Here is a 25,481-nt window from a genome sequence, read left to right as displayed (position 1 = left end):
ATGGATTTTTTTGACAATGACGTGCTTGGAGATTTACATTCCTTAGAAAATTTTAAAGTAAAAGTTCAAGAAATTTCGGATAAGGATATCGCTATAATTGGTATTGATTGTAAGTTCCCTAAAGCAGATAATATAAACGAGTATTGGAATAATATAAAAGATAGTAAAGATTGCATAGATGTATTCCCTGATAGTAGAAGAGTAGATATAGATAAGTATTTGCAGAAAAAGGGATTAACTGATGATGAAATAAAATATTATATTGGAGGGTATTTGGAAGAAATAGATAAATTTGATTATAGCTTTTTTAATATCTCACATAAGGAAGCTAATTTAATGGATCCTAATCAGAGAGTATTTCTTCAAACTGCATGGGGAGCAATTGAGGATGCTGGATATGGAGGAAATAAAATAGAAGGAAGCAATACAGGTGTTTTTGTTGGTTATAGTAGTGATTTTGAAAATTTTTATAAAGGTATAGTAAATGATTTTAATCCAGCTAGCAAAGCATTATCAATACCAGGTAATATAAAATCAATTATAGCTAGCAGAATATCTTACCTGTTAGATTTAAAAGGACCAAGTATGCTTATAGATACAGCATGTTCATCTTCACTTGTTGCAATTCATACTGCCTGCCAATCAATTAGAAACGCAGAGTGTACGATGGCAATTGTTGGTTCAGTAAAAATCAATATAATTCCATTACTGGATCAAATAAAAAATGGAATTGGAATTGCATCTTCTGATAATAAAACTAAATCATTTAGTGATAATTCAGATGGAACAGGGTTTGGAGAAGGTACTGCAGCTATTTTAATAAAATCATTAGCTAAAGCTATTGAGGATAATGATAATATCTATGCGGTTATAAAAGGAAGTGCGGTAAATCAAGATGGAGCGTCAATAGGAATAACTGCTCCTAATTTAGTTTCACAAGAGGAGGTTATTTCAACAGCTTGGAAGAATGCAGATATTGATCCTGAAACAATTACATACATTGAAAGTCACGGCACAGGAACTAAGCTTGGGGATCCAATTGAAGTATCGGCTATAACAAAAGCATTTGAAAAATATACAAATAAAAAACAATTTTGTGCTTTAGGTGCTGTAAAAACTAATATTGGTCATTTAGATAATTGTTCGGGAATGGCAGGCTTAGTGAAGGCTGTATTGGCTTTGAAGCATAAAAAAATACCACCTAATATTAATTTTAATAAACCTAATAAACTAATAGATTTTATAAATTCTCCTGTGTATGTAAGTAATAGATTAATTGAATGGGATGAATGTAAGAATTCACGTAGATGTGGTGTTAGCGCATTTGGTTTAAGTGGCACTAATTGTCATATTGTACTAGAAGAAGCACCAAACTATGAAGAAAATATAGAAAGTAATAAATATAATAAATATATTATTGCAATATCAGCTAAGAGTTTGAATTCATTATGCAACTTAGTTAAAAAGTATAGAGATTTTTTAGTTGAAAATGTAAATATAAATATAGAAAGTTTATGTTATACAGCTTTAACCGGAAGAAAACATTATACACATAGATTGGCTATTGTATTCGAAAACATTAAAGAGTTAATTTATAAATTGAATAAACTAACAGATATTGGAGTACAAAGTATTGAAGAATCCTCAATATATTATGCAAATCATCAAATTATTTCAACAAAAATTCAGAATAACAATATAAATGCTGTAACTGAAAGTGAAAAACAAATATTTAGTAATGAAATAAACGGAAAGCTAGAAGTCTTAGCTGAAAAGATAGTCTGTAATTATGGAAAAATAATTGAAGAAATTTGTGAACTATATATTAAAGGGGCAGATGCGGATTGGAATAAGTTATATAAAAACAAAAGTGTTCGAAAGATTAGTATACCAATATATTCCTTTGAACCTAAAAGGTGTTGGGTAAAAGAGGAAGTATATGATAATGATAGTTACAATTATAAAAACGACTATAGAATAAGTGCATTATTCTCAAAAATGTTAGTAGATTCTATGAATATTAAGATTTATAATGTTGATTTTAATGAAAATAATCGCTGGATATTAGATGAACATATAGTTAATAAATATAGAACTGTTCCAGGAACAACTTATATTGAGATGGTATGTGAAGTATGTAAAAAATTAAATATAAAAAAAAGCGTACAGTTAAGAAATATAATATTCATTAGTCCTTTAAAAATTGATAGCAATGAAGATGTTAAAACTCATATGATTATAAATATACAAAGTAACTGTTATAAATTCATAGTGGCTAGTAAAAGTGAAAAACATGACTGGATTAAACATGTTGAAGGTGAATTTAAGCAGATTGACCACAACTTAGAAAAGCTTGATATTCAAATGGTATTGAATAAATTAGAGAAGGCGGATATTAATAATTATAAAGAAGGATATAAAGGAGTTATTGAAACAGGTCCAAGGTGGAATGTAGTAAAAGAAGTATATTCTAATGGTCAAGAAAGCGTAGTATTACTAGAGATACCTAAAGAATACTATAATGATATGAATTTATACTATATTCATCCATCCATGTTAGATGTAGCTGCAAATGTACTAAATAAGGGAATTGAGCACAACCCATTTTTACCATTTTCATACGGAAAAGTTGAAGTTTATGACAAAATGCCTCGAAAGTTTTCTAGCTATATAAAATTAAAGAATAAATCACATGGGGGGTTAAATGTAATTTCATTTGATATTTTGTTAATTAATGAGCATAATGAAGTATTTACTAAAATTTCGGATTACTCAATAAAGCAAATTACGCTTTTAGATAGTCAAAATGAAAAACAAGCTATTTATCATAAGATTTCGTGGAGACAAAATGAAATAGATGAAAAAAACAATTTAGATCAATTAAAATCTAAAGGAAAAGTTTTGATAATGGGATATATGAATGAAATTTATAAGAAGATAATTGACAAAATCACCTGTAAGGATATAGAGATTATTGAAGTTCAAATATCAAGTAAATATAAAAAAATACAAACCAATAAATATGAAATTGATAATTCTCGAGATAGTTATGAGAAACTTTTTCAAGACATAAAGAACGAAAAAATATATAAGATACTACATGTTGCGGCATTAGAAAATGATGAAGAAGTAGGAAACTTAATTGAATTAAAAAGCAAGGTTAAACTCGGATTATATAATATAATTTACATGTTGCAGATATTACCTAGAGTGAAATTTGCAAGAAGAATAGAATTAATTTTAATATCTAGTAATTCCTTTAAGGTGACAGATTTTGATACTGAAATAAATGCAATTAATGCTGCTTATATAAGTGTAGGAAAAGTGATTAAACAAGAATATCCGCAGATTGGATGTAGATGCATAGATATTGATAAAACAACAGAATTAAATGAAATATTAAGTGAAATTTGTATGGAAAAATCACCTGAATTAATAGCATATAGAGATGGAAAAAGATATATTCCTGTAATAGAGCCATTAAAATTGGTAGTACAAAAGGAAACAAATAATTTATTTAGAAGTGATGGAGTATACATAATAACAGGTGGAACGGGAGCAATAGGTTTAAATATCGCTAAATATATTAGTAGCAAGAAGAAGGTTAATCTAGTTTTAATTAGTCGTTCTAAATTTCCAAATCCCAAAGAATGGGGAGATATTCTTAGTACTAAAAATGATATTAAAACATGTGAAATTATTGAAAGAATCAATGAAATAGTTAAAGGAGGATCTTATGTAGAGTGTTTGTCTGCAGATGTTTCTGATTTTAATGATATGAAGAATGCTATTATATATGCTAAAGAAAAGTTTGGAAAAATTAATGGTGTGGTACATTGTGCTGGAGTTGCAGGAAGAGGTCTTATATTTAATAAAACCGATACAGAAATTGATAGAGTTATTAAATCCAAAATTTATGGAACATGGATAATTAGTAAGCTAGTTCAGGATGAACAAATAGATTTTTGTGTATTTTCTTCTTCTGTTAATGCTGTGTTCGGAGGACAAGGTCAGGTGGACTATACAGCTGCAAATTCATATATAGATGCTTATGTGCAGAAGTTAAATATTGATAAAAAAAAGGCGATTTCAATTAATTGGGGTCCATGGGATGAAATAGGCATGGCAGTCGATAATAAGGTCAATATTTCCAAAACAATTTTCAAAGGATTAAGTACAGATACGGCTATTAAAGCTTTTGAAGAAATTCTTAATACCAATAATTCTCAAGTTATTGTAGGAGAATTCAATTGGGATAATATAAAGAAAGATGATGGTTGTATCGACATTATAGGCGAACATAATAAAACGGAAATCAAGAACATAAAAAAACAAGAAGATTATAATATAAATCTAAAAGATAATTCAAATTATAAAAAAAGTAATACAAGGTTTATGATAAATGACATTGAAAACAAATATGATCAGAATGTTGAGAGTGTTTTAGCGAAAATATGGGCAAGAGTTTTAGAAGTGGATAGTATTAATGTATTTGAGAATTTTAGCAATATGGGGGGAGATTCAATATTAGCAACCTATTTATTTAGAGAAATTGATAAAACATTTCCTGACATGCTGAATATATCTGATATTTTTACTTATTCATCAGTAAGTGAGATGGCAAAGTATATAGAGAGTTTGATTAAGGAATCAGAAGACAAAGTTAATGAAAAATCTTTTACTACTAATTCTACTTCTGATATTGATAACATGTTAGATAATATTTTAGATGGCGTTGAAAATGGAGAAATTTCAATAAATGATGTTGATTTGACCAAATTAATGGGAGGTGATAACTAATGGACTTAATACAAAATTTTATATTTGAGCAGCTTTCTAGTAAAAAGATTTCAAGAGAAAAGGCAAAACAAATGTTGCTGCAATTAATGAATTATAAGAATAATTCATATTTGCATGATATTGCCATAATTGGTGTTGGAATGAAGGTTGGAGTTGCTAATAATAAATATGAATTTTGGAGAAAATTAAAATCCGGATCAAGTCTTATAATAGACTTTCCAAGTAAAAGAATAGAAGAACAAGGTTTAGAACTATCAAGTGATAAATATAACAAAGGTGGATATATGAAAGAAATAGATGGTTTTGATGCTGAATTCTTTAGAATATCACCTAAAGAGGCTAAATTGATGGATCCTATTCAAAGATTATTTTTGGAAACTGCATGGGAAGCTATAGAAGATTCGGGGTATGGTGGAAATGAGATTTATGGAAGTAGGACTGGTGTTTTTGTTGGAAGAGATCATACAAATGAATCTAATTATAGACACTTATCAGAGGAAAATGATCCGTTAATCTTAACTGGTTCATGGACAAGCATACTTGCAAGTAGAATTTCGTATATATATAATTTTCGCGGGCCAAGTATTGTTATAGATACTGCTTGTTCTTCAGGGCTAGTTTCAATTCATATGGCATGTCAATCGCTACGAAATGAAGAATGTGAATTGGCCATAGCAGGAGGAGTTAATATACTTTTTTCTCCTACACAAAATAATGATAAAAACATGATGGGAATGATTGAATCAAAATCTGGAATTGTAAGGACATTTGATAGAAGAGCTGATGGAACATTATGGGGAGAAGGAATTAATGCATTAGTTTTAAAACCATTAAAAAAAGCAATAGAGGATAATGATAACATTTATTCTATAATTAAAGGAAGTGCAATAAACAATGATGGTGCATCTAATGGTTTAACTGCACCTAATGCAGAAGCACAAGAAGATGTTATTTTAAGGGCTTGGAAGGATGCAAATATTAATCCAGATAAAATATCATATGTAGAAGCACATGGAACAGGTACAAAATTAGGAGATCCAATTGAGATAAATGCACTAACAAATGCATTTAATAAATTTACAAAAAGGAAACAATTTTGTGGTATTGGATCTGTGAAGACAAATATAGGTCATTTAGTTGGTGCATCAGGAACGACTTCGTTAATAAAAGTCATTTTGGCATTAAAAAATAAAAAAATTCCGCCTATTATTAATTTTACAGAGATCAATCCATATATTAATTTTTGCAATTCTCCATTTTATGTAAATAATACTTTGAGCGAATGGGATAAAGGTGAATATCCTAGGATTGCTGCAATTAATTGTTTTGGGCTTAGTGGAACAAACTGCCATATAGTTTTGCAAGAAGCTCCTGAGAATATAGATAGTAATACTGATAATAATAATGAATATAGGATAATGACTATTTCTGGGAAAAGTAAATCATCACTAAAAGCGATTATTAAGAAATACTATGACTTTTTTGTAGAAAGAAGAGATATTAATTTTACAGATGTGTGCTATACAACAAATATTGGTAGAGGGCACTATAATTATAGATTAGCTATTATAGCTAAAACTATAGAGGATTTGATTAAGGTATTAAAAAATATTTTAGATGTAGGAAAAGATAAAAATGCTTATTATGGTGAAAATAATTCAAGTAATAATATGGCCTATTTAGCAAAGTCAGAAGTAAAAGTAAAAGATTTAGAAAAAAAACTTTCTAGTGCTGCTGAAGAAAAAGTGAGAGAATCAATAAAAAGCAATAATGAAAATATGGATTTGATAACAGAGATATGTAAATTATATGTGGAAGGTGCTAATATTGACTGGAAATTATTTTATAATACTAAAAAAGCTAAAAGAATTAGTTTGCCAACATATGCATTTACACATAAAAGATATTGGATTGATTCTAAAAGTATAAAAAAATCAAATGGAATTAAGCTTCATAATTGTGAAAGTGTAAAAAATTTTGATACCAATAAATTAAAAATAATTGGATTAGATAAAGTAAATGATAATGGATTGTATAAAAAAATAGCTGAAATTTGGATGGATGCTCTTGAGTTAAGCCAAGTTGACATTTATAGAAGTTTTTATGAACTAGGTGGAGATTCCATTATAGCGTATAACATTATAGGAAGAGTTAATAAAAGCTTAGATATTGATGTAAATGTGGCAAGTTTATTTAGAAATTCTAGTATATATGAGTTTTCTAAATATCTTGAAAATAACTTTAAAGTAAAGTCTAAGAAAAACAAATTATCAGTTATAAAACATGTTGAGGATAAAAGTATTTATAAAGTATCCTCTAGTCAAAAAGGGCTTCTTATATTAAATCAATTCTATAATATGAATATAAGTTACAATATACCAATAATTTTAAAAATACTTGGTGATATTAAAATTGACAAGATAGAAGAAGTTTTTAGAAAATTGATTAATAGACATGAAAGTTTAAGAACATCATTTGATTTTCAACAAGGCGAATATGTACAAGTTATTCATAAAAATGTTGATTTTTCAGTTGAAGTTATAAAGGCAAATACAAGCAATATAAAAAATATTATAAAGAGAGTTATTTGTGAGTTCGATTTAAGTCAAGCTCCTTTATTCAGAGTTTCAATGATAGAGTTAAATACCAAAGAACATATTATGGTAATGGATTTACATCATATTATTGCAGATGATACTTCTTGCAATATTATTATCAATGAATTTATAAAGTTATATGAAGGAAAAAGTATCCCACAATTGAATCTACAATATAGAGATTATTCTGAATGGTACAATAAATTGTTAAGTGACGGATATTTTAAAAATCAAGAAAAATATTGGATTGATAACCTATCTGGAGATTTACCTATATTAAATTTACCAACAGATTATCCAAGACCACAAAAGCAAAGTTTTGAAGGAAATATAGTTAAAGGCAAAATAGAAATGAATTTAACAGAAAAAATCAAAAAGTTCTCTAAAGAAAATAATTATACATTATATATTGTATTATTGGCAGCTTACAATATATTGTTATATAAGTATACATCTCAAGAAGATATAATTGTTGGTTCACCTACATTGGGGAGAAATTGTGAAGAAGTAAGTGGATTAGTAGGTATGTTTGTAAATACTTTGATTTTAAGAAATTATCCTAAATCATCAAAAAGAATTATTGATTTTATAGATGAAGTAAAAGATAATACACTAAATTCAATTACTAATCAAGATTACTCATTTAATGAAATAGTTAATAAATTGGATATTAAAAGAGAATTGAACAAAAATCCTATCTTTGATGTAATGTTTGTTTTACAGACATTTGATGCAAAGGGATTCGATTTAGGTGATCTAAGGTTTGAACCATATGAAATTGAGGAAAATATATCTAAATTTGATTTGACACTTAGTGCAGTTGAAAATAGTGAATGTATAAAAGTTAAGTTTAGGTATAATACCAAAATATTTAAAAAAGAAACCATAAAAAGAATGTATAAACACTTTATAACTATTTTAGATGCAATAACAGAAAATCCACAAACCAAGTTAGCTGATATTTATATTCTCGATGAAATGGAGGAAAAGGAACTTATTAGCTTTAATAGTACTTATGAAGAGTATGATAAAAATAAGAGTATTTATCATTTATTTAAAGCAGAAGCAGAAAAACATCCTAATAATATAGCGGTAACATGTGGAGATGATAAATTTTCATACGCAGAATTAAATAGACAAATTGATAATTTATCAAGTTATTTGAAAGATATTGCTAAAGTTCAAATAGGAGATTTTATAGGAATACGTATGATGCCAACACAAAAACTTATAGTAGCAATGCTTGCTGTAATTAAGATTGGCGCAATATATGTTCCTATTGATAGGGAGTTCCCGCAAAAGAGGGTTAATTTTATTATTAAAGATGGCAAAATAAATTTGTTACTAACAGATAAAATAACAAATAATTCAGGTATTGAAGTAGAATCTTTAATAATAGATGAGATTATTACAAAAAGGGAAGAAAATTATAAATATGCAGAAGAAATTTTACAAAATAATTCACCTATATATGTAATTTATACATCAGGAACTACAGGAAAACCTAAGGGAGTTGCTATTAAAAATCAAAGCCTTGTGAATTATGTTTTATGGTTTAGTAGAAAATTTAATATATCTAATCATGATAAGGCAGTTCTGCTATCTTCTTATGCCTTTGATCTTGGATATACAGTAATTTATTCATCAATAATAAATGGTTCAGAGCTTCATTTAGTTTCTAAAGATATTTATTCAGAGGCTGAAAAAGTGTTAGCTTATATTTATTTATATAAAATAACCTATATAAAGATAACGCCATCAATGTTTAACATGATTATAAATTCACATTTGTTTTTCCAAAAAAGATATTTAGAGTCACTAAGATTAATTGTTTTAGGTGGTGAAATGATTTCGTCAAATGATGTGAAGAAATTTAAAGAAACTTATCCAAAAGTGAATATAGTAAATCACTATGGACCTACTGAATCTACTATAGGAGCAATATTTCACTCAATAGATTTTACTAAGTTTAATGAGTTTGAAAAAAACCCTGTAATAGGTAAACCTATTAATAATACCAAGGTACTTATTTTGGATAGGAATCTTCTACCAGCTCCAATAGGAGTATATGGTGAAATTCATTTATCAGGTGATGGATTGGCTTTAGGATATATTAATAATGATAGTTTAAATAAAGATAAATTTATCACTAGTAAATTATTAAAGAAAAAATTTGGAGTAGATGTATTATACAAAACCGGAGATATAGGAAAATATCTTGATAATGGAGATATTAAATTACTTGGTAGATCTGATAGTCAAGTCAAAATACGAGGATACCGTGTAGATCTTCAAGAAGTAAGAAATGCTATATTAACTTATATTGGAATTAAGGAAGTTTTAGTTTTAAGTGGTATGGATGAAGATAATGTTGCTTTTTTATATGCATATTTTATAGCTGAAAAAGAAGTAAAGATTTCGGATTTGAGAAATTTTTTGATGGCCACATTACCACTATATATGATTCCATCATATTTTATACAGGTTAAAAATATTAAATTAAATGCAAATGGAAAAGTTGATAAAAGTATGTTGCCAGATCCATTAGAAAGCCTTAAAGTTTCCCAAGAGTATGAAAGTCCTAAAAATGAAATTGAGAAGAGATTATTAGAAATATGGAAGGATGTACTTAGAACTGACAAAATTGGTGTTTGCGATGATTTCTTTGGATATGGAGGACAATCTTTGAAAGCAAATACTCTTTTCTCAAGAGTTTATAAAGAATTTAATATAAGTATACCTTTACGTCAAATATTTGAAACTCCAACAGTAAGAGGGCTAGCAGAATATATTACTAATTGTAATAAATTCATTTATACGCATATAAATTTACAGCCACAAAAACCATATTATCCTTTATCTTCTGCACAAAAGAGAATATTTATTATTAATGAAATTATGGATACAGGTATTAGTTATAATATGCCTATGGTTATGTCTGTAAATGGTAATTTTAAATTTAAAAGAGCTCAAGAGGCTATGGATGAATTAGTTAATAGGCATGAAATGCTAAGAACATCATTTGAATTTAAAAATGGAGAACCAGTTCAAATAGTAAATAATGATTTACAATTTTGTTTAGTATATAAAGAAATAAAAGAATCAGAGATTGATAATGAAATAAACAAGTTTATAAAACCATTTAAACTTAATAAGGCACCATTAATTAGAGCAGGGTTCTTAAAAGTAGAAGAAAATAGAAGTATTTTTATAATTGATATGCATCATATAGTAGCAGATGGTATATCAAGGAAGATTATACAGAATGAATTTTTTGAAATATACGAAAAAAAACAATTGCCGCAATTGTCTGTACAATATAAAGATTTTGCTGTATGGCAAAATAGTATGCTTAAATCAGAACAAATACAAAAACAAGAACAATATTGGATAGATATATTTAAAAATGAATTAGTACCACTAAAATTGCCACTAGATTATCCTAGAAGTACATTCCAGAACTTTATAGGAGATAGAGTGACTGTTGAGGTAGATGAGTTAATATGCTCTCAAATAAGAAAATTTGCGTCTGACACTAATACATCTTTATTTGTAGTATTATTGGCTATGTTTAATATATTAATTTCAAAATACTCAAATCAAGATGATATTGTAATTGGTACCCCAGTAGCAGGTAGAGAGCATCCTGAAATTAATAATGTAGTTGGAATGTTTGTTAATATGCTGCCAATTAGGAGCTATTTGGATGATAAACAATCATTTATGGATTTTTTTAATGGCATAAAAAATAATGTTAAGAATGCACTTATGTCACAAGATTATCAATTTGAAATGCTTGTAGAAAAGTTGAATAAAAAAAGAGACTTTAGCAGAAATCCAATATTTGATGTATGCTTTGTAATTTCTAATAAAGATAATAATGAAATGAAAATTAGCGATAAGTTTAACGTACATTTTCATGAGTATGGATTAAAAGTCTCTAAGTTTGATATTTTACTTCATGCCATGGAAATTGATAATGGACTAAGGTTTTCTTTTGAATATTCAACTAGTTTATTTAAAAAAGATACTATAGAAAGAATGGCTAAAAATTATGTGGAAATAATTAAGCAAATTTTAGCTAACTCAGATATATGTATAAAAGACATACAAATATTTTATAACTATATGGCGGCACAAATATTTGATGTTGATGATGGTGATTTTAAATTATAGATAAGGGGTAGATTTTATTATGAATGAAACAAGAAAAAATTTAGATGAAAAAATTTTATTGGTGTTATTGCCATTTTGGACGCCACTTATTCCACCTTTAGGTATTTCATGCCTTAAGGGTTATTTGGAGAAAAATGGGTACAAGGTCACTACTAATGATGCAAATGTAAAAAATGAATTTACTGATATTTATCACAAATACTTTAATGTATTAAGAAATGCTATTCCAGAAGACAAAAGAGGAAATTTCTATAATATTGGACATAATGTATTACAAAATCATATGATGGTTTATATAAATTGTGATAAGGATTTTGAAATACTTAAAACTACTAAAACCTTGATAAAGGAATATTATTTTACAATAGTGGATGAAGAAGTACTTAATACTTTAAATGGATTCATTAATGAGTTTTTCAAGAAAATGGAAGTGTATATTGGACAACTTATAGATGAAAATAAACCATCCATAGTTGGATTATCAGTATTTACTGGAACATTGGCACCATCATTATTTACCTTCAGATTAATTAAAAACAAATGGCCTAATATTAGAACTATTATGGGAGGCGGTATATTCTCTGATCATCTTAGAATTGATTCTCCTAATTTTAAAGCTTTCATGAAGCAATCAGATTGTATAGATAATATTATTGTAGGAGAAGGGGAAGTTTTGTTCCTTAAATTACTTAAGGGAGAATTTCCAAAAGATCAAAAAGTTATTTCTCTTAAAGATATTAATAATAATGTTTATGATATTAAGCATGCTGAATTACCTGATTTTTCAGATTTGAATCTAGATGATTACATTCAGTTATCTGCTTATACATCAAGAAGTTGTCCGTTCCAATGTAATTTTTGTTCGGAGACAGTTCAATGGGGTAGATATAGAAAGAAAGATGCTAAATTTGTTGTATCTGAGCTAATGCAATTACATAATAAATACAAAACTCAGATATTTTTAATGGGAGATTCTTTATTAAATCCTATAGTTTCAGACCTAGCTAGCGAAATGTCAAAGCAAGATATATCAATCTATTGGGATGGATATTTAAGGGCTGACAAAGAAGTTTGTAGTATTGAAAATACATTAAATTGGAGGAGAGGCGGATATTATAGGGCTAGACTTGGAATTGAAAGCGGTTCTCAAAGAGTTTTGAATTTAATGGGAAAGCGAATAACTACAGAACAAATTAAAAAGGCAATATCTAGTTTAGCATATGCAGGAATAAAGACTACGACTTATTGGGTTGTTGGGTATCCAGGTGAAACAGAAGAAGATTTCCAAATGACATTGGATTTGATAAAAGAGCTTAAAAATGATTTATATACAGCGGAATGTAATCCATATAATTACTTTATTTCTGGACAAGTAGGATCAGATAAGCTTGCACTTAAAGGAATAAGTCCATTGTTTAATGAGGAAATGGCAAATAATATGTTAAATCAAGTTTGGGTGGTTAATGGCAATCCATCAAGAAGAGAAATTTATTCAAGAGTATCAAGATTTGTTAAGCATTGTAATGAATTGGGTATTCCAACTCCATATAGTTTAAAAGAGGTATATAATGCTGACGAAAGATGGAAAAAGCTTCAGATAAATGCTGTTCCGTCAATTGTTGAATTTAAAAATTCTAAAGAACTTATAAGGGAAGATAGGCAAATAAAAGATTTGAATTGTGCAAAGTACGATTTTAGTGAGGATGGAGATTTTAATTTTATTTAATGAGGTGAAGTGATAATGAGTTTAGTTGAAAATAATGTATTAGATAGTGGGCAACTTAATCAAGCTAAAAATTATTGGGAAAAGGTATTATCAGGTGATATTGTAAAATCATCTTTTCATTACGATTATATAAATAATAACGTAAACAATAACAGAGAAAAAAAAGAGTATAGATATAATTTGCCTGAGAGTGTTTTTTATAATATAAATAAGATATGTAATAATTCAGATCAAAGGCTACATATGTTTTTGTCAACGGCTTTAACAATTTTATTGTATAAGTATACAGGTAATAGCGATGTAATTATTGGTATGCCAATATATAATCAAGGATTTGAAGGTAACTTTATTAATACAATGCTTCCGTTAAGAATACTTTTAGATGATAAAATGAGTTTCAAAGAAGCTTTATTAAATATGAGAAATGTAATAATTAATGCAAATAAAAATGAAAATTGTCCTATTGATAGAATTATTGGTCAATTAACTGGAAAAAGCGACAAAAATGAATTTTCAATATATGACTCTGTTATTATGCTAGAGGGAATACATAATAAAGAATATATTAAAAATTCTGATGTAGCAACAATATTCAATTTTATTAATCTTAACAATCATTGCGAAGGTGTTATCGAATATAAAACTGATAAATACAAAGAAGAAACTATCGAAAGAATTGCAGCGCATTTTATTAACTTGCTTACAGATTTATCAAAAGATATTAATAAAAGTATTGAAAAAATCAGTATGATTTCTAATAATGAGAAAGTGCAGTTACTACAAGATTTTAATAATACACTAGTAAAATATGAAAAAAATAAGAACCTTGTTCAACTATTTGAAGAACAAGTGGATAAGACTCCAGATGAAATTGCTATTTTATTTAAGAACAATAAATTAACTTATAGAGAATTAAATGAGAAATCAAATCAATTGGCAAGAATTTTAAAAAAGATGAATATAGAACATAATGCAATAGTAGGATTATGTTCAGAGCGTTCAATTGAAATGATAATTGGTATGTTTGCCATTCTGAAAATTGGAGCTACTTATTTACCAATTGATCCATGTTTACCGAAGGAAAGAATGTCATATATTTTAAAAGATAGTGGAGTAAAGATATTATTAAAACAAGAACACATTAATAATGAAGCATTAAATGTGTGTACTGTTTTAAATATAGATAAGAAAGAAATAGATAATGAAGATAATAGCAATTTGAATATTGATATAAAATCTAATGATTTAGCCTATGTAATATATACATCTGGAACCACAGGTGTGCCTAAAGGTGTACTAATAGAACATAAGAGTATAGTAAATAGTTTAATTTGGAGGAAAAAAGAATATGATTTCAGTTCAAAAGATACTGTAATTGAATTATTTGCATACTACTTTGATGGTTTTTTTACAAACTTTTTTACACCAATTATATCAGGCTCTAAGGTAATAATTGTAGATGAAAATGAAGCTAAAAATCCTGAAACTATAACAAAATATATTGTGGATAATAAGGTCACACATCTGATATGTATACCAGCTTTATATTTAGCAATACTTGATTATCTTAATGAAGAGAATGCAAAATCATTAAGGGTAGTTACTCTTGCTGGTGATCATGCAAGTGATGAGATTAATAATAAGAGTAAAAATAAAAACATAAATGTTGAACTTGTTAATGAATATGGACCAACAGAAAATACTGTAGTTACAACTTTTAAAAGAAATAAGGATACACCTATTAATTCTATAATTGGTAAGCCTATATACAATACAAATGTCTTTATTTTAAGCAGATCTAATCAATTACAACCAGTAGGTGTTTTTGGTGAAATATGCATTTCAGGGATAGGACTAGCGAGAGGGTATCTTAATAGACCGAAGTTAACAAAAGAAAAATTTATAGAAAATCCGTTTTTCCAAGGAAGAAGAATGTATAAAACCGGTGATATAGGTAAGTGGTTACCAGATGGTAATATTGAACTTATTGGACGATTAGATAATCAGGTAAAGATTAGAGGATATAGAATTGAAACTGACGAAGTTGAAAAAAACATTCTAGAATATAACAATATTAAGGAAGCTGTTGTTGTTGCTAAAAATGATAATGTAGGAAATGAGTACTTATGTGCCTTTTTTGTAGCAGATAAGAAAATATTTCATTATGAAATACAAGAGTATTTGTCACAAAAGTTACCTAAATATATGATACCTCAAATTATTATTCAATTAGATAAGATTCCATTGACAGCTGTGGGGAAAATAGATAAAAAAAGTTTGCAACAATATAGGATTGAACTTAGCTCAATGGAAGAGTATGTAGAACCAAGAAATGAAATTGAAAAAAGAATGTGTGATATTTGGAAAAGCATATTAAACATATCTAAAATAGGTGTATATGATAACTTTTTTGAGATAGGTGGTCATTCATTAAATGCAACTACTTTAATATATAGAATTCATAAGGAATTTGATGTTTCTATACAATTAAAACAACTTTTTGATACAGCAACAATAGATAAAATTTGTAAATATATACGTCAATGCAAAAAAGAAAATTTTATTTCAATAAATTCCATAGAAAAAAAGAGTTTTTATTCGGTTTCTTCTGCGCAGAAAAGAATGTTTGTACTATGGAAAATGGAAGGTAATAGCATTGGGTATAATGCTCCAACTGCCATAGAAATAAAAGGTCATGTAGATGAAAAGAAGCTTGAATTTGCTTTTCAATTATTGATTAAAAGGCATGAATCACTCAGAACCTATTTTAGAATAGTTAATGATAATCCAGTTCAAGTTATAAATGATAATATTGACTTTAAAATAGATTACGTAAATTCAAGTGAAGAAGAGGTTCAGCAAAAATTAAGAAGATATGTAAGACCATTTAATTTAATGGAAGGACCTTTAATTAGAGTAATGTTAATTAAAATAAATAATATGAAGAATATTCTAATGATTGATATTCATCATATTATTTGTGATGGAATGTCATTTCTAATTTTGTTAAGAGAGTTGTTTTGTATTTATAAAGGTGAAATGTTGGAGCCATTAAGTATACAATATAAAGATTATTCTTATTGGCAAAATGATTTGGTTAATTCTGGAAAATTAGAAAAGCAAGAAAAATATTGGCTTAATATCTTTTCAGATGAATATCAATTACTTAATTTAAGAACTGATTTTCCAAGACCATTAACTCAAAGTTTTGAGGGAAATAAAATATCATTTCAAATTGATAGTTTAGCAACTAAAAAGTTAAAATCACTTATGCGTGAGGAAAATGTGACTTTGTTTGCTGTAATTTTATCAATATATAATATTTTTCTTTCGAAATTAACGGGTCAAGAAGATATTATAATTGGGACACCAGTATCAGGTAGAACACATTCAGATTTAGAGGGATTAGTAGGAATGTTCGTGAATACACTTGCACTAAGAAATTATCCTGCTGGTAGTAAAAATTTCTTGCAGCTAATTCATGAAGTCATGCAGAATACTTTAGATGCACAGGAAAATCAAGATTATCCATTTGAAAAATTAGTAGAAAAGTTAGAGCTTAAAAATGATTTAAGTAGAAACCCATTATTTGATACGATGTTTGTTTTAAATAATATAGACGAACCAAATGTTAAGGTTGATGGTATTGAATATAATTATTATAATTTTAAACATCTTGTATCAAAATTTGATTTATTATTAAGTGCACTTGAAAAAGATGATACTATTGAATTTACTTTTGAATATTCTACTAAATTATTTACAAAAGATACAATAGAAAAGTTTAAGGGCTATTTTACTAATTTAATTAATGAAATTAGTGATAAGCCAAATGCCAAAGTTTTTGAGTTTAAATTAATTTCAGATGAAGAAGAAAAAAGAATAATACATGATTTTAATCATACGAGTGTAGATTGTGTAAGCGATAAATGTTTACATAAATTGTTTGAAGAGCAAGTAGATAAAACACCTAATAATATTTCAGTATTGTTTGGTGATTATAGTATAACTTATAGTGAATTAAATAAAAAAGCTAATCAACTAGCTAACGTTTTAAGTAGTAAAGGGGTACAAGATAACGACGTAATAGGTATTATGATAGATAGAACAATTGAAATGATAATAGGAATACTAGGAATAATGAAGGCCGGTGCAGCTTATTTGCCTATAGATGTTTCAAATCCAGAACAGAGAATATCATATATGCTTAATGATAGCAAAACTAATATTTTGTTAGTAAATGAAAAAAACAAAAAGAAAGCTGAGTCTGTATTTGATAAAGAAATTATTAATTTAGATAATAATAGCATATATACAGGTACATTTAATAATTCTCACGAACATTATAATACTGATAAATTAGCCTATATAATATATACATCAGGGACTACAGGTAAGCCTAAGGGAGTAATGATAGAACATAAGAATATCACAAATTCTATTCAATGGAGAAAGAAGGAGTATAAATTTAACTCGCATGACAATATTCTACAATTATTTTCTTTTGCTTTTGATGGATTTGTATCAAGCTTTTTTACAGCATTAGTATCAGGGGCTAAGATTATCATTCTTAACGAAAAAGATTCAAAGGATCCGTATGCTATATCAAGAGCAATAGCTAAGTATAAAATAACCCATTTTATTGCAGTGCCAACCTTATACATGTCAATTTTGGAATGTATAAAGCAAGAAGAAGCAAAATCTATTAGGGTAATTACTTTGGCAGGTGAAAAAGTTAAAAAATCTTTGATTGATAAAACTCTTGAAAAAGGAATAGAAGCTGAAATTATAAATGAGTATGGTCCTACGGAAAATAGTGTAATTACTACATTTAATAGAAATATTCAACAAAGGAGTGATTTATCTATAGGAAGACCTATATGGAATACTAATGTATTTATATTAGATAAATACAACAATATAGTACCAATCGGGATACCAGGGGAAATATGTATATCAGGTTTTGGCCTAGCAAAAGGTTATTTGAATATGGATAATTATACGGCTGAAAGATTTATATATAATGAAACTTTTTCAAATAAAAGAATATATAAAACTGGTGATACAGGAAGATGGCTTCCAGATGGAAGAATAGAGTATATAGGAAGAATTGATGAACAAGTTAAAATAAGAGGATATAGAATTGAAATTAATGAAATAGAAAAGCAGATTTTGAGTATTTATGGTATTAAACAAGTTGCCGTTTTAGTTGATAAGGAAGAGGTTGATGATGCAAGGTTATATGCTTTTTATATGGCTAATAGATTAATTGAAGCTGAGCAGATAAGATTAGATTTATCGCTTAAACTTCCAGATTATATGATCCCGTCTAAGTTTATACAAATTAAAGAAATACCTCTAACTCAAAATGGAAAAATAAACAAATCTAAACTAAAAGAGTTAGTAGTTAAAGATAATAATAACAAAGTATATGTGGGACCAAGAAATGATATAGAAAAAAAATTGGTGAAAATATGGGAAAAAGTATTGCATAGAGAAAAAATAGATATCAATGATGATTTTTTTGAGCTTGGAGGTCATTCATTATATGCTATAAAATTAGAAGTTGAGATGCAAAAAGAAAATATTAATATTGAATATACTGATATTTATAAATTAAAAACTATAAGTCAAATAGCAAAATTCTTAATGGAAAGATAATCTGTATCTGTATATGTAATAGTTAATAATTGATACAGAAAGATTTGGAGGGAGAATATGGCTAATTTAAAACTTGATGATTTTAAACCCAATAATGACATTTTTTACAAGAGTTGTATGCATAATTCTATTATACCAATAATTAATCATTTTCATGAAGATATTTTAAGATTACTAATTAATGATATATATTGTTACCAATTTGACGAAGCTAAAAAGGGAGTTAAGTTCAAAATAGAGAGTTATGTTGTTGAAAATGAGGAAGAAGTTCTAAAGAGCATGAATATAGGAATAAATAAAATTTATGAGTCACAAAATGTATTGGGAAATATAAAAGAATCTATAAGGGATGGAAAACCAATTATTATATATGTTGATTGTTACTTTTTGTCATTTAGGTCAAGTGCCTACAAAAAGGAACATTTGATACATCCAATACTTGTATATGGATATAATGATGAAAATCAGACATTTAATGTTATAGAACAAAGATATAAAGATAGTCTTATTTATGAAGAAACTACTATTCCATATAATGAAATTGAAGAAGGATATAAATATTATGTTAATAATTTAAATGATAAAAATAATTGTCCGTACTATGAATTTTATAAAATTAAAAAAAATAATGAGTATTTTGATGCTAATTCAGAAAATTATGTTAGTAGATTAAAAGAAAAGTTAATAAAAAATATTGATGAGAAGAACTTAGAGATTAATAGGGGACTACAGTCGTGGGAATTAGTAGTTGAAAACTATATAGATATTACTAAAGATGAGTATGAATTAAATATTTATGCAGATGAGCTAATAGAAACTATAAATAATATAATTAAAAATAAAAAAGTACAATTATTTATGTTTAATAGTATTGGAGGTGAATACCTCAAGGCAGGTAACATTGTTGGTAAAATTATAGGAAATTGGGAAGATATTCGAGCTACTATTGCAAGGTATAAATTTTCACAAAGTTATAATAAAAATCTAATAGAGTTAAGTATAAATTTGATTAAAGAAATTGTAGAATTAGAAAAAGAAATTTTTTATATTATAAAACGAAATTAGAGGAAAGAAAAATGAGCAATAAAAGTAATAATTTTTTACAATCTGAGTTTTCTAAAATATTAAAATTTATGAAGTGTTATAAATACATGATATTCATTAATGCTTTATTATCAGTAGGAGTTGCAATTTTAAATTTAGTACCTTCTTATTATATGAATAAATTACTTAATTATGCGTTAGCTAAAAATACATCAGGAGTTGTAAATATTATAATAATAATGGTGTGTACAATTGTATTTGGCAGCCCAGTAATATTTTTTAATAAGTACTTAATGGAGAAAATTGGCGCCGATTTAATATATGATTTAAGGAAAGCAATTGTTGAACATATGACGACTTTGTCATTAAAAGAAGCACAAGCAAGTAATTCAGGAGATACAATTTCTAGATTTTCAAATGATATTATTGTTATCCAAAACTTTCTTAACAATGAATTTATGAACATACTGTATTTACCGTTATTGTTTATAGGGGCTAGTTGCTATCTTTTTTATATCAATTATAAAATGTTTTTACTAAGTATTTTGATAATGCCTTTTGGGGTGTATATGACTAGAATTTTGACAAAGCCTTTATCAAGATATATGGGAAAAATGCAACAAAGTCTTGGAAGTGTTAATTTAATACTCCAAGATATACTCGGAGGAATATATATAATAAAAGCATTTAATTTACACAAAATATTTGAAAAAAAATTTAAAAATCAAGTAACTAATACGCTGAGTAAAAATTTATCTTTAGAGAAGCAACGTTCTTTAATTCTTCCTGTTACAGTAATACTTCAGGTTGTTCCATTAATTTTGTGTATTATATATGGTGGATATTTAACATTAAAAAAGCAAATGACACCAGGTGATTTGCTTGCAATAACAAGCCTATTATATTATTTGGTTTTACCTATAGCTATGTTTCCTAATGTGATTGCAGATATACGTATGTGTAATCAATCATTTAAAAGAATATTTGAAGTGCTTGATAGGGAGTCAGAGCGTACATCTGGTGAGATTTTTGATAGTGAGGATGTAGAAAATATTATTGAATGTAAGGACTTAAGTTTTGCTTATGAAAATAATAATATAAATATAATCAATGATTTTAATTGTGTAATTAAAAGGGGTAAAAAAGTGGCATTAGTGGGATATAGTGGTAGTGGCAAAAGCACAATTCTTAAATTGATTTCTACTATTTATGAACCTAAAAGTGGAGATATAAAAATTTATGGAAATAGTTTAGGTAAATTGAATCTATCATATATTCGTTCTAAGATAGCAGTAGTTAGTCAAGAAAGTTTTCTATTTCCAACTACAATTGAAGATAACATTAGGATAGGAAAAGAGTCTGCTACACATGAGCAGATTGTTAATGCAGCTAAAATGGCTAAGGCTCATGAGTTTATTATGAAACTTCCAGAAGATTATAAAACACGGATTGGTGAGAGAGGATTAAATCTTTCAGGGGGTCAAAGACAACTTATTTCTATTGCTAGAGCTATTTTAAAAGACGCTCAAATTCTTATTATGGATGAGCCTACAGCTTCACTAGATTCTCAATCGGAATTTTTAGTACAAGAGGCGTTAGCTAATATTATGGAAAATAAAACAATTATAGTAGCGGCTCATAAGTTAAAAACTATTGAACATGCAGATGAAGTTTTAGTTATTGATAATGGTAAGGTTGTTGAAAGAGGAAGCCATAATAGTCTTTTAAAACTAAATGGACTATATTCTAAGCTATATAACAGTCAGTTTTCATGTTAATTAGATTAATGAGAGGAGTTACTATGGTTGAAAAATTTAGTTTTAATGAATTATTTAGAGTTATTTCAATATTAAAAAAGAGGAAATGGATGTATATAATTAATATAACTGCATACAGTTTCATTAACGCTATACTTAATATTGTAATTGCTTTTGTATTTAAAGACCTTATAGATGGAACTATTACAAAAAATTCTTATTTAATAGTAAGATCCATTGTATTAATTATTTTTACAATAATTATTGCTGTATTATTTTTACCTTTAACTAGGTATATATATACAAAATGTATGAAAGAGGCTATGGCAGATTTTAGAGTTGCTTTAGTAAAACACATAGAACAATTACCAATCTCTTATTTTGAAAATTCACATAGTGGAAATGTAACATCTAATATGATAAATGATTTACAAGTTCTTGAACAAACATTTTCTGACCAATTTCAAACATTAATTTATACAATAATTTATGGTATTTGTTCTACGATTATGATGTTTATTTTAAACTGGCAAATGAGTATCATTTTAATAATACTAGGCTTGATGTCAATGGTTGTAAATACTAAATTTATAGGGATTATAAGAAGAATAAGTGATAAAATACAAGAAAATCTCAGTGTATTAACACAACAATTTACAGATATATTAGGGGGATTTGAATTAATCAAATTATATATGATTGAGAAGAAGGTTAAAGATGAAACTATATACACTAATAGTAAAATTAGATTAGCTACAATTAATCGTGGAAAAAACAATGGATTTTTGGAAGGTATTAACTATATGTTAGGTGGATTTAGTATAGGAGGAACAATTTCAGTAGGAGCATTTATGTTGCTGTCAGGTTATGTTACCTTTGGATCAATGTTAGCCATATCTAGACTATTAAATGGTGTTAATGCAATGTTTTTACGTTCAGGTAGTTTCGTCTCACAAATACAAGTTGCACTATCAGGAGTTAGTAGAGTTTTTAATATAATGGAGTTACCAGAGGAACCTTTGAGATATAACATATTAAATGAAAAGAAAGAATGTAATAATAAATATATTATTGATATAAATAATGTAGATTTTTATTATAATGATGATACAAAGGTAATTGATAAGGTTAGTTTACAAGTAGAAAAAGGACAAATGGTAGCAATAGTTGGATATAGTGGTTCTGGAAAGAGTACTATTTTAAAGTTATTACTAGGGCTTTATCCTATAAAAGAAGGAAGTATTTTAATAGATGGAAAATATTTAAGTGAATATACACTCAAGGAGATAAGAGAAAAGTTTGCATATGTACCTCAGGAACAATATATATTTCAAGGGAGTTTCAGTGAAAATATACGAATTGGAAGAATAGATGCTAAGGATGAAGATGTTAGGGAAGCTGCTAAAGATGCTTGTATTCATGAGTTTATTTCTAAAATACCTAATAAATATAATGCATTGGTAGAAGAGAAAGGTAAAAATCTATCAGTAGGACAAAAACAACGTTTGTCTATGGCAAGAGCATTTTTGAAAAAATCTAATATAATATTGATGGATGAGCCTACTTCTGCATTGGATAATGAGTCTGAAAAGCTTATAACTGAAAAATTAGAAAAGCTTAGAGGAAAATACACATTGTTAGTAGTTGCGCATAGATTATCGACAATAATTAATGCGGATATTATATATGTTATGGATAAAGGAAAGATAGTTGAAAGTGGAAAACATGAAGATTTAATAAAGAACAGTAAAATTTACAAAAAGCTTTATGAGATGTATTTGCAAAAAAATTAACTTATTAAAGAAACATAATTCAAATTAATGAAGATGCACTTTTGATTTAATAATTGAGGTATATAAATGAAAATATAATAACTAAAAAACTATTTTTAATTATATAAGGCTTGCAACAATTTAATGAATAGATATTATTAAGTATCTTCATAAATATTTTTAACATGGTATTAATGGATTGTATAATAAGAAGTTTTTAGTTAAAAAACTAAACTTGAATTAATGGAGGTTAAAAATGAATATAATTAGTGATTCTATTGGATCCTATATTGATAATGCTTTTGATAAATTCAAAAATAAGGAAGCTTTAATATATGTAGATGATGAAAGACATTATACATATGAAGAACTTAAGATAAAAGTAGATATGGTAGCCTACAATCTAATATCTATCTCAATAAAAAAAGGTGATCATGTTGCTTTATTTTCATACAATTCACCAGAATGGATGATAGTATTTTTAGCAGTATTAAAAATAGGTGCAGTATTAGTTTGTTTAAATTATGCTTCAACAGAGGAAGAACTAGACTATTTGTTAAAAAAATCTGATTCTACAATATTAATTACAAGTAATGAAGATACAATTGAGAAAATTAATTTTGATAAATTCACCTATATCAACACAATTATACAGATGGATAGCTTGTTTAATTTAGATAACATAATGCCTCAATATAAAAATAAGGTATCAAAGGATGAATTTTTAAGTGTTACAGATAGTGTTTTGGGAAATAATATAGCGATGATTATAAATACATCAGGTACTACAGGAAAACCTAAATTAGCTATATTTTCTCATAGTGCTATTTTAAATGGTGTGCTTTCTTATGCTGAAAATTATAGTTATACTTCAAAAGATAAGATTTTAGATGCATTACCTTTACATCATATATTGGGTGGAAATTATACAGCATTTCTTGGTCTTTTAATTGGATGTACAGTAGTTTTAATTAAGAATTTTAAAACTTCAGTTGTTCTTGAAACAATCCAAAACAAAAGATGTACAGGCTTTCATGGAGTTCCTACAATGTATCAATATTTGTTAAGTAAATGTGATTTATATGATTTATCAAGTTTAAGAGTGGGAATGATTACAGGGGCAGTTGCATCACAAACATTAATAAAAAGTATAATGGAAAATATGCATATACGTGAGATATGCTACACATTTGGGCAAACTGAAACATTGGGGGTAACTCAAACTATTATATATAATAAGAATAGTCCTAAATTAAGTACGGTTGGAAAACCAGTTAAACATGTTGAAGTAAAAGTATGTGATCAAATAACTGGTGAAAGGATTCCAGTAAATAAGAAAGGAGAAATTTATGTAAAAAGCCCTTATTGTATGACAGGATATTATAATAATGCTTTGGCAACAAGGGAAACTATAATAGATGGTTGGGTGCGCACTGGAGATATTGGATTTATAGATAATGATGGATATTTATCTATAAAAGGAAGATTAAAAGATGTAATTGTTAGAGGTGGAGAAAATATATTTCCAATGGATATTGAAATTAATCTTATTAAGCATCCTAAAATTGAAAATGCAATAGTTGTAGGTATTCCAGATGAAACTCTTGGTGAAGAGGTATTTATTTTTATTAAAGTAAAGAAATATTGTATGTTAACAAAAGAAGAAGTATTAAACTTTCTATCTGGAAGAATATCAAAATATAAATTTCCTAAATATATAGAATTCATAGATACATTCCCTTTAACTTCTACGGGAAAGATTAAAAGAAGTATGCTTAAACAAATTGCAATTGAAAGAACTATACTTAATAAAGTTTACTAATGAGATTAACAAATATGGTGAATTTAATAAAAGAGGCAGAAATCTCCCACTTATAGAAGATGAGAGATTTCTGCCTTTATTATTTTAGGTTCAATAGTTAAAATAATAATCATTTAGTATTAATGA

The 25,481-nt window shown here is 27.1% G+C and carries 8 protein-coding genes; all 8 read left to right on the top strand.

Annotation, left to right across the window (positions count from 1 at the left end):
• The 8 genes from CLFE_RS16385 (at window position 1) to CLFE_RS16350 (ending at window position 25,355) form a co-directional block, all read left to right on the top strand.
• Window positions 1-4,800 carry an SDR family NAD(P)-dependent oxidoreductase gene (locus tag CLFE_RS16385; protein ID WP_077895221.1) on the top strand — a complete coding sequence of 1,600 codons (4,800 nt, stop codon included), beginning with the start codon at window positions 1-3 and terminating at the stop codon, window positions 4,798-4,800.
• Window positions 4,800-11,573: a non-ribosomal peptide synthetase gene (locus CLFE_RS16380; protein ID WP_077895222.1), complete on the top strand. Its 6,774-nt coding sequence runs from the start codon at window positions 4,800-4,802 to the stop codon at window positions 11,571-11,573. The genes CLFE_RS16385 and CLFE_RS16380 overlap by 1 nt, the downstream gene beginning before the upstream one ends.
• 19 nt (window positions 11,574-11,592) lie before the next feature.
• A complete protein-coding gene (locus CLFE_RS16375) occupies window positions 11,593-13,299 on the top strand; it encodes a B12-binding domain-containing radical SAM protein (RefSeq protein WP_077895223.1) in 1,707 nt (568 codons plus the stop codon).
• Window positions 13,300-13,314: 15 nt separating this feature from the next.
• The gene (locus CLFE_RS16370; RefSeq protein WP_077895224.1) at window positions 13,315-18,960 is read left to right on the top strand and encodes a non-ribosomal peptide synthetase; all 5,646 of its coding nucleotides are present in this window, start codon (window positions 13,315-13,317) and stop codon (window positions 18,958-18,960) included.
• Between the two features lie 57 nt (window positions 18,961-19,017).
• Window positions 19,018-20,025, top strand: a complete 1,008-nt coding sequence (locus CLFE_RS16365) for a BtrH N-terminal domain-containing protein (RefSeq protein ID WP_077895225.1) — start codon at window positions 19,018-19,020, stop codon at window positions 20,023-20,025.
• 11 nt (window positions 20,026-20,036) lie between these two features.
• The gene (locus tag CLFE_RS16360; RefSeq protein ID WP_077895226.1) at window positions 20,037-21,782 is read left to right on the top strand and encodes an ABC transporter ATP-binding protein; all 1,746 of its coding nucleotides are present in this window, start codon (window positions 20,037-20,039) and stop codon (window positions 21,780-21,782) included.
• Between the two features lie 23 nt (window positions 21,783-21,805).
• On the top strand, window positions 21,806-23,554 hold the full coding sequence (locus CLFE_RS16355) for an ABC transporter ATP-binding protein (RefSeq protein WP_169851023.1): 1,749 nt from the start codon (window positions 21,806-21,808) through the stop codon (window positions 23,552-23,554).
• A gap of 235 nt (window positions 23,555-23,789) precedes the next feature.
• Complete coding sequence (locus CLFE_RS16350) at window positions 23,790-25,355, top strand: class I adenylate-forming enzyme family protein (RefSeq protein WP_077895228.1); 1,566 nt, start codon at window positions 23,790-23,792, stop codon at window positions 25,353-25,355.
• Window positions 25,356-25,481: the final 126 nt, after the last annotated feature.

The organism is Clostridium felsineum DSM 794 (assembly GCF_002006355.2).
GTDB lineage: Bacteria > Bacillota > Clostridia > Clostridiales > Clostridiaceae > Clostridium_S > Clostridium_S felsineum.
The sequence above is the reverse complement of the archived record's forward strand: the minus strand, read 5'-3'. Positions and strand labels throughout refer to the sequence as shown.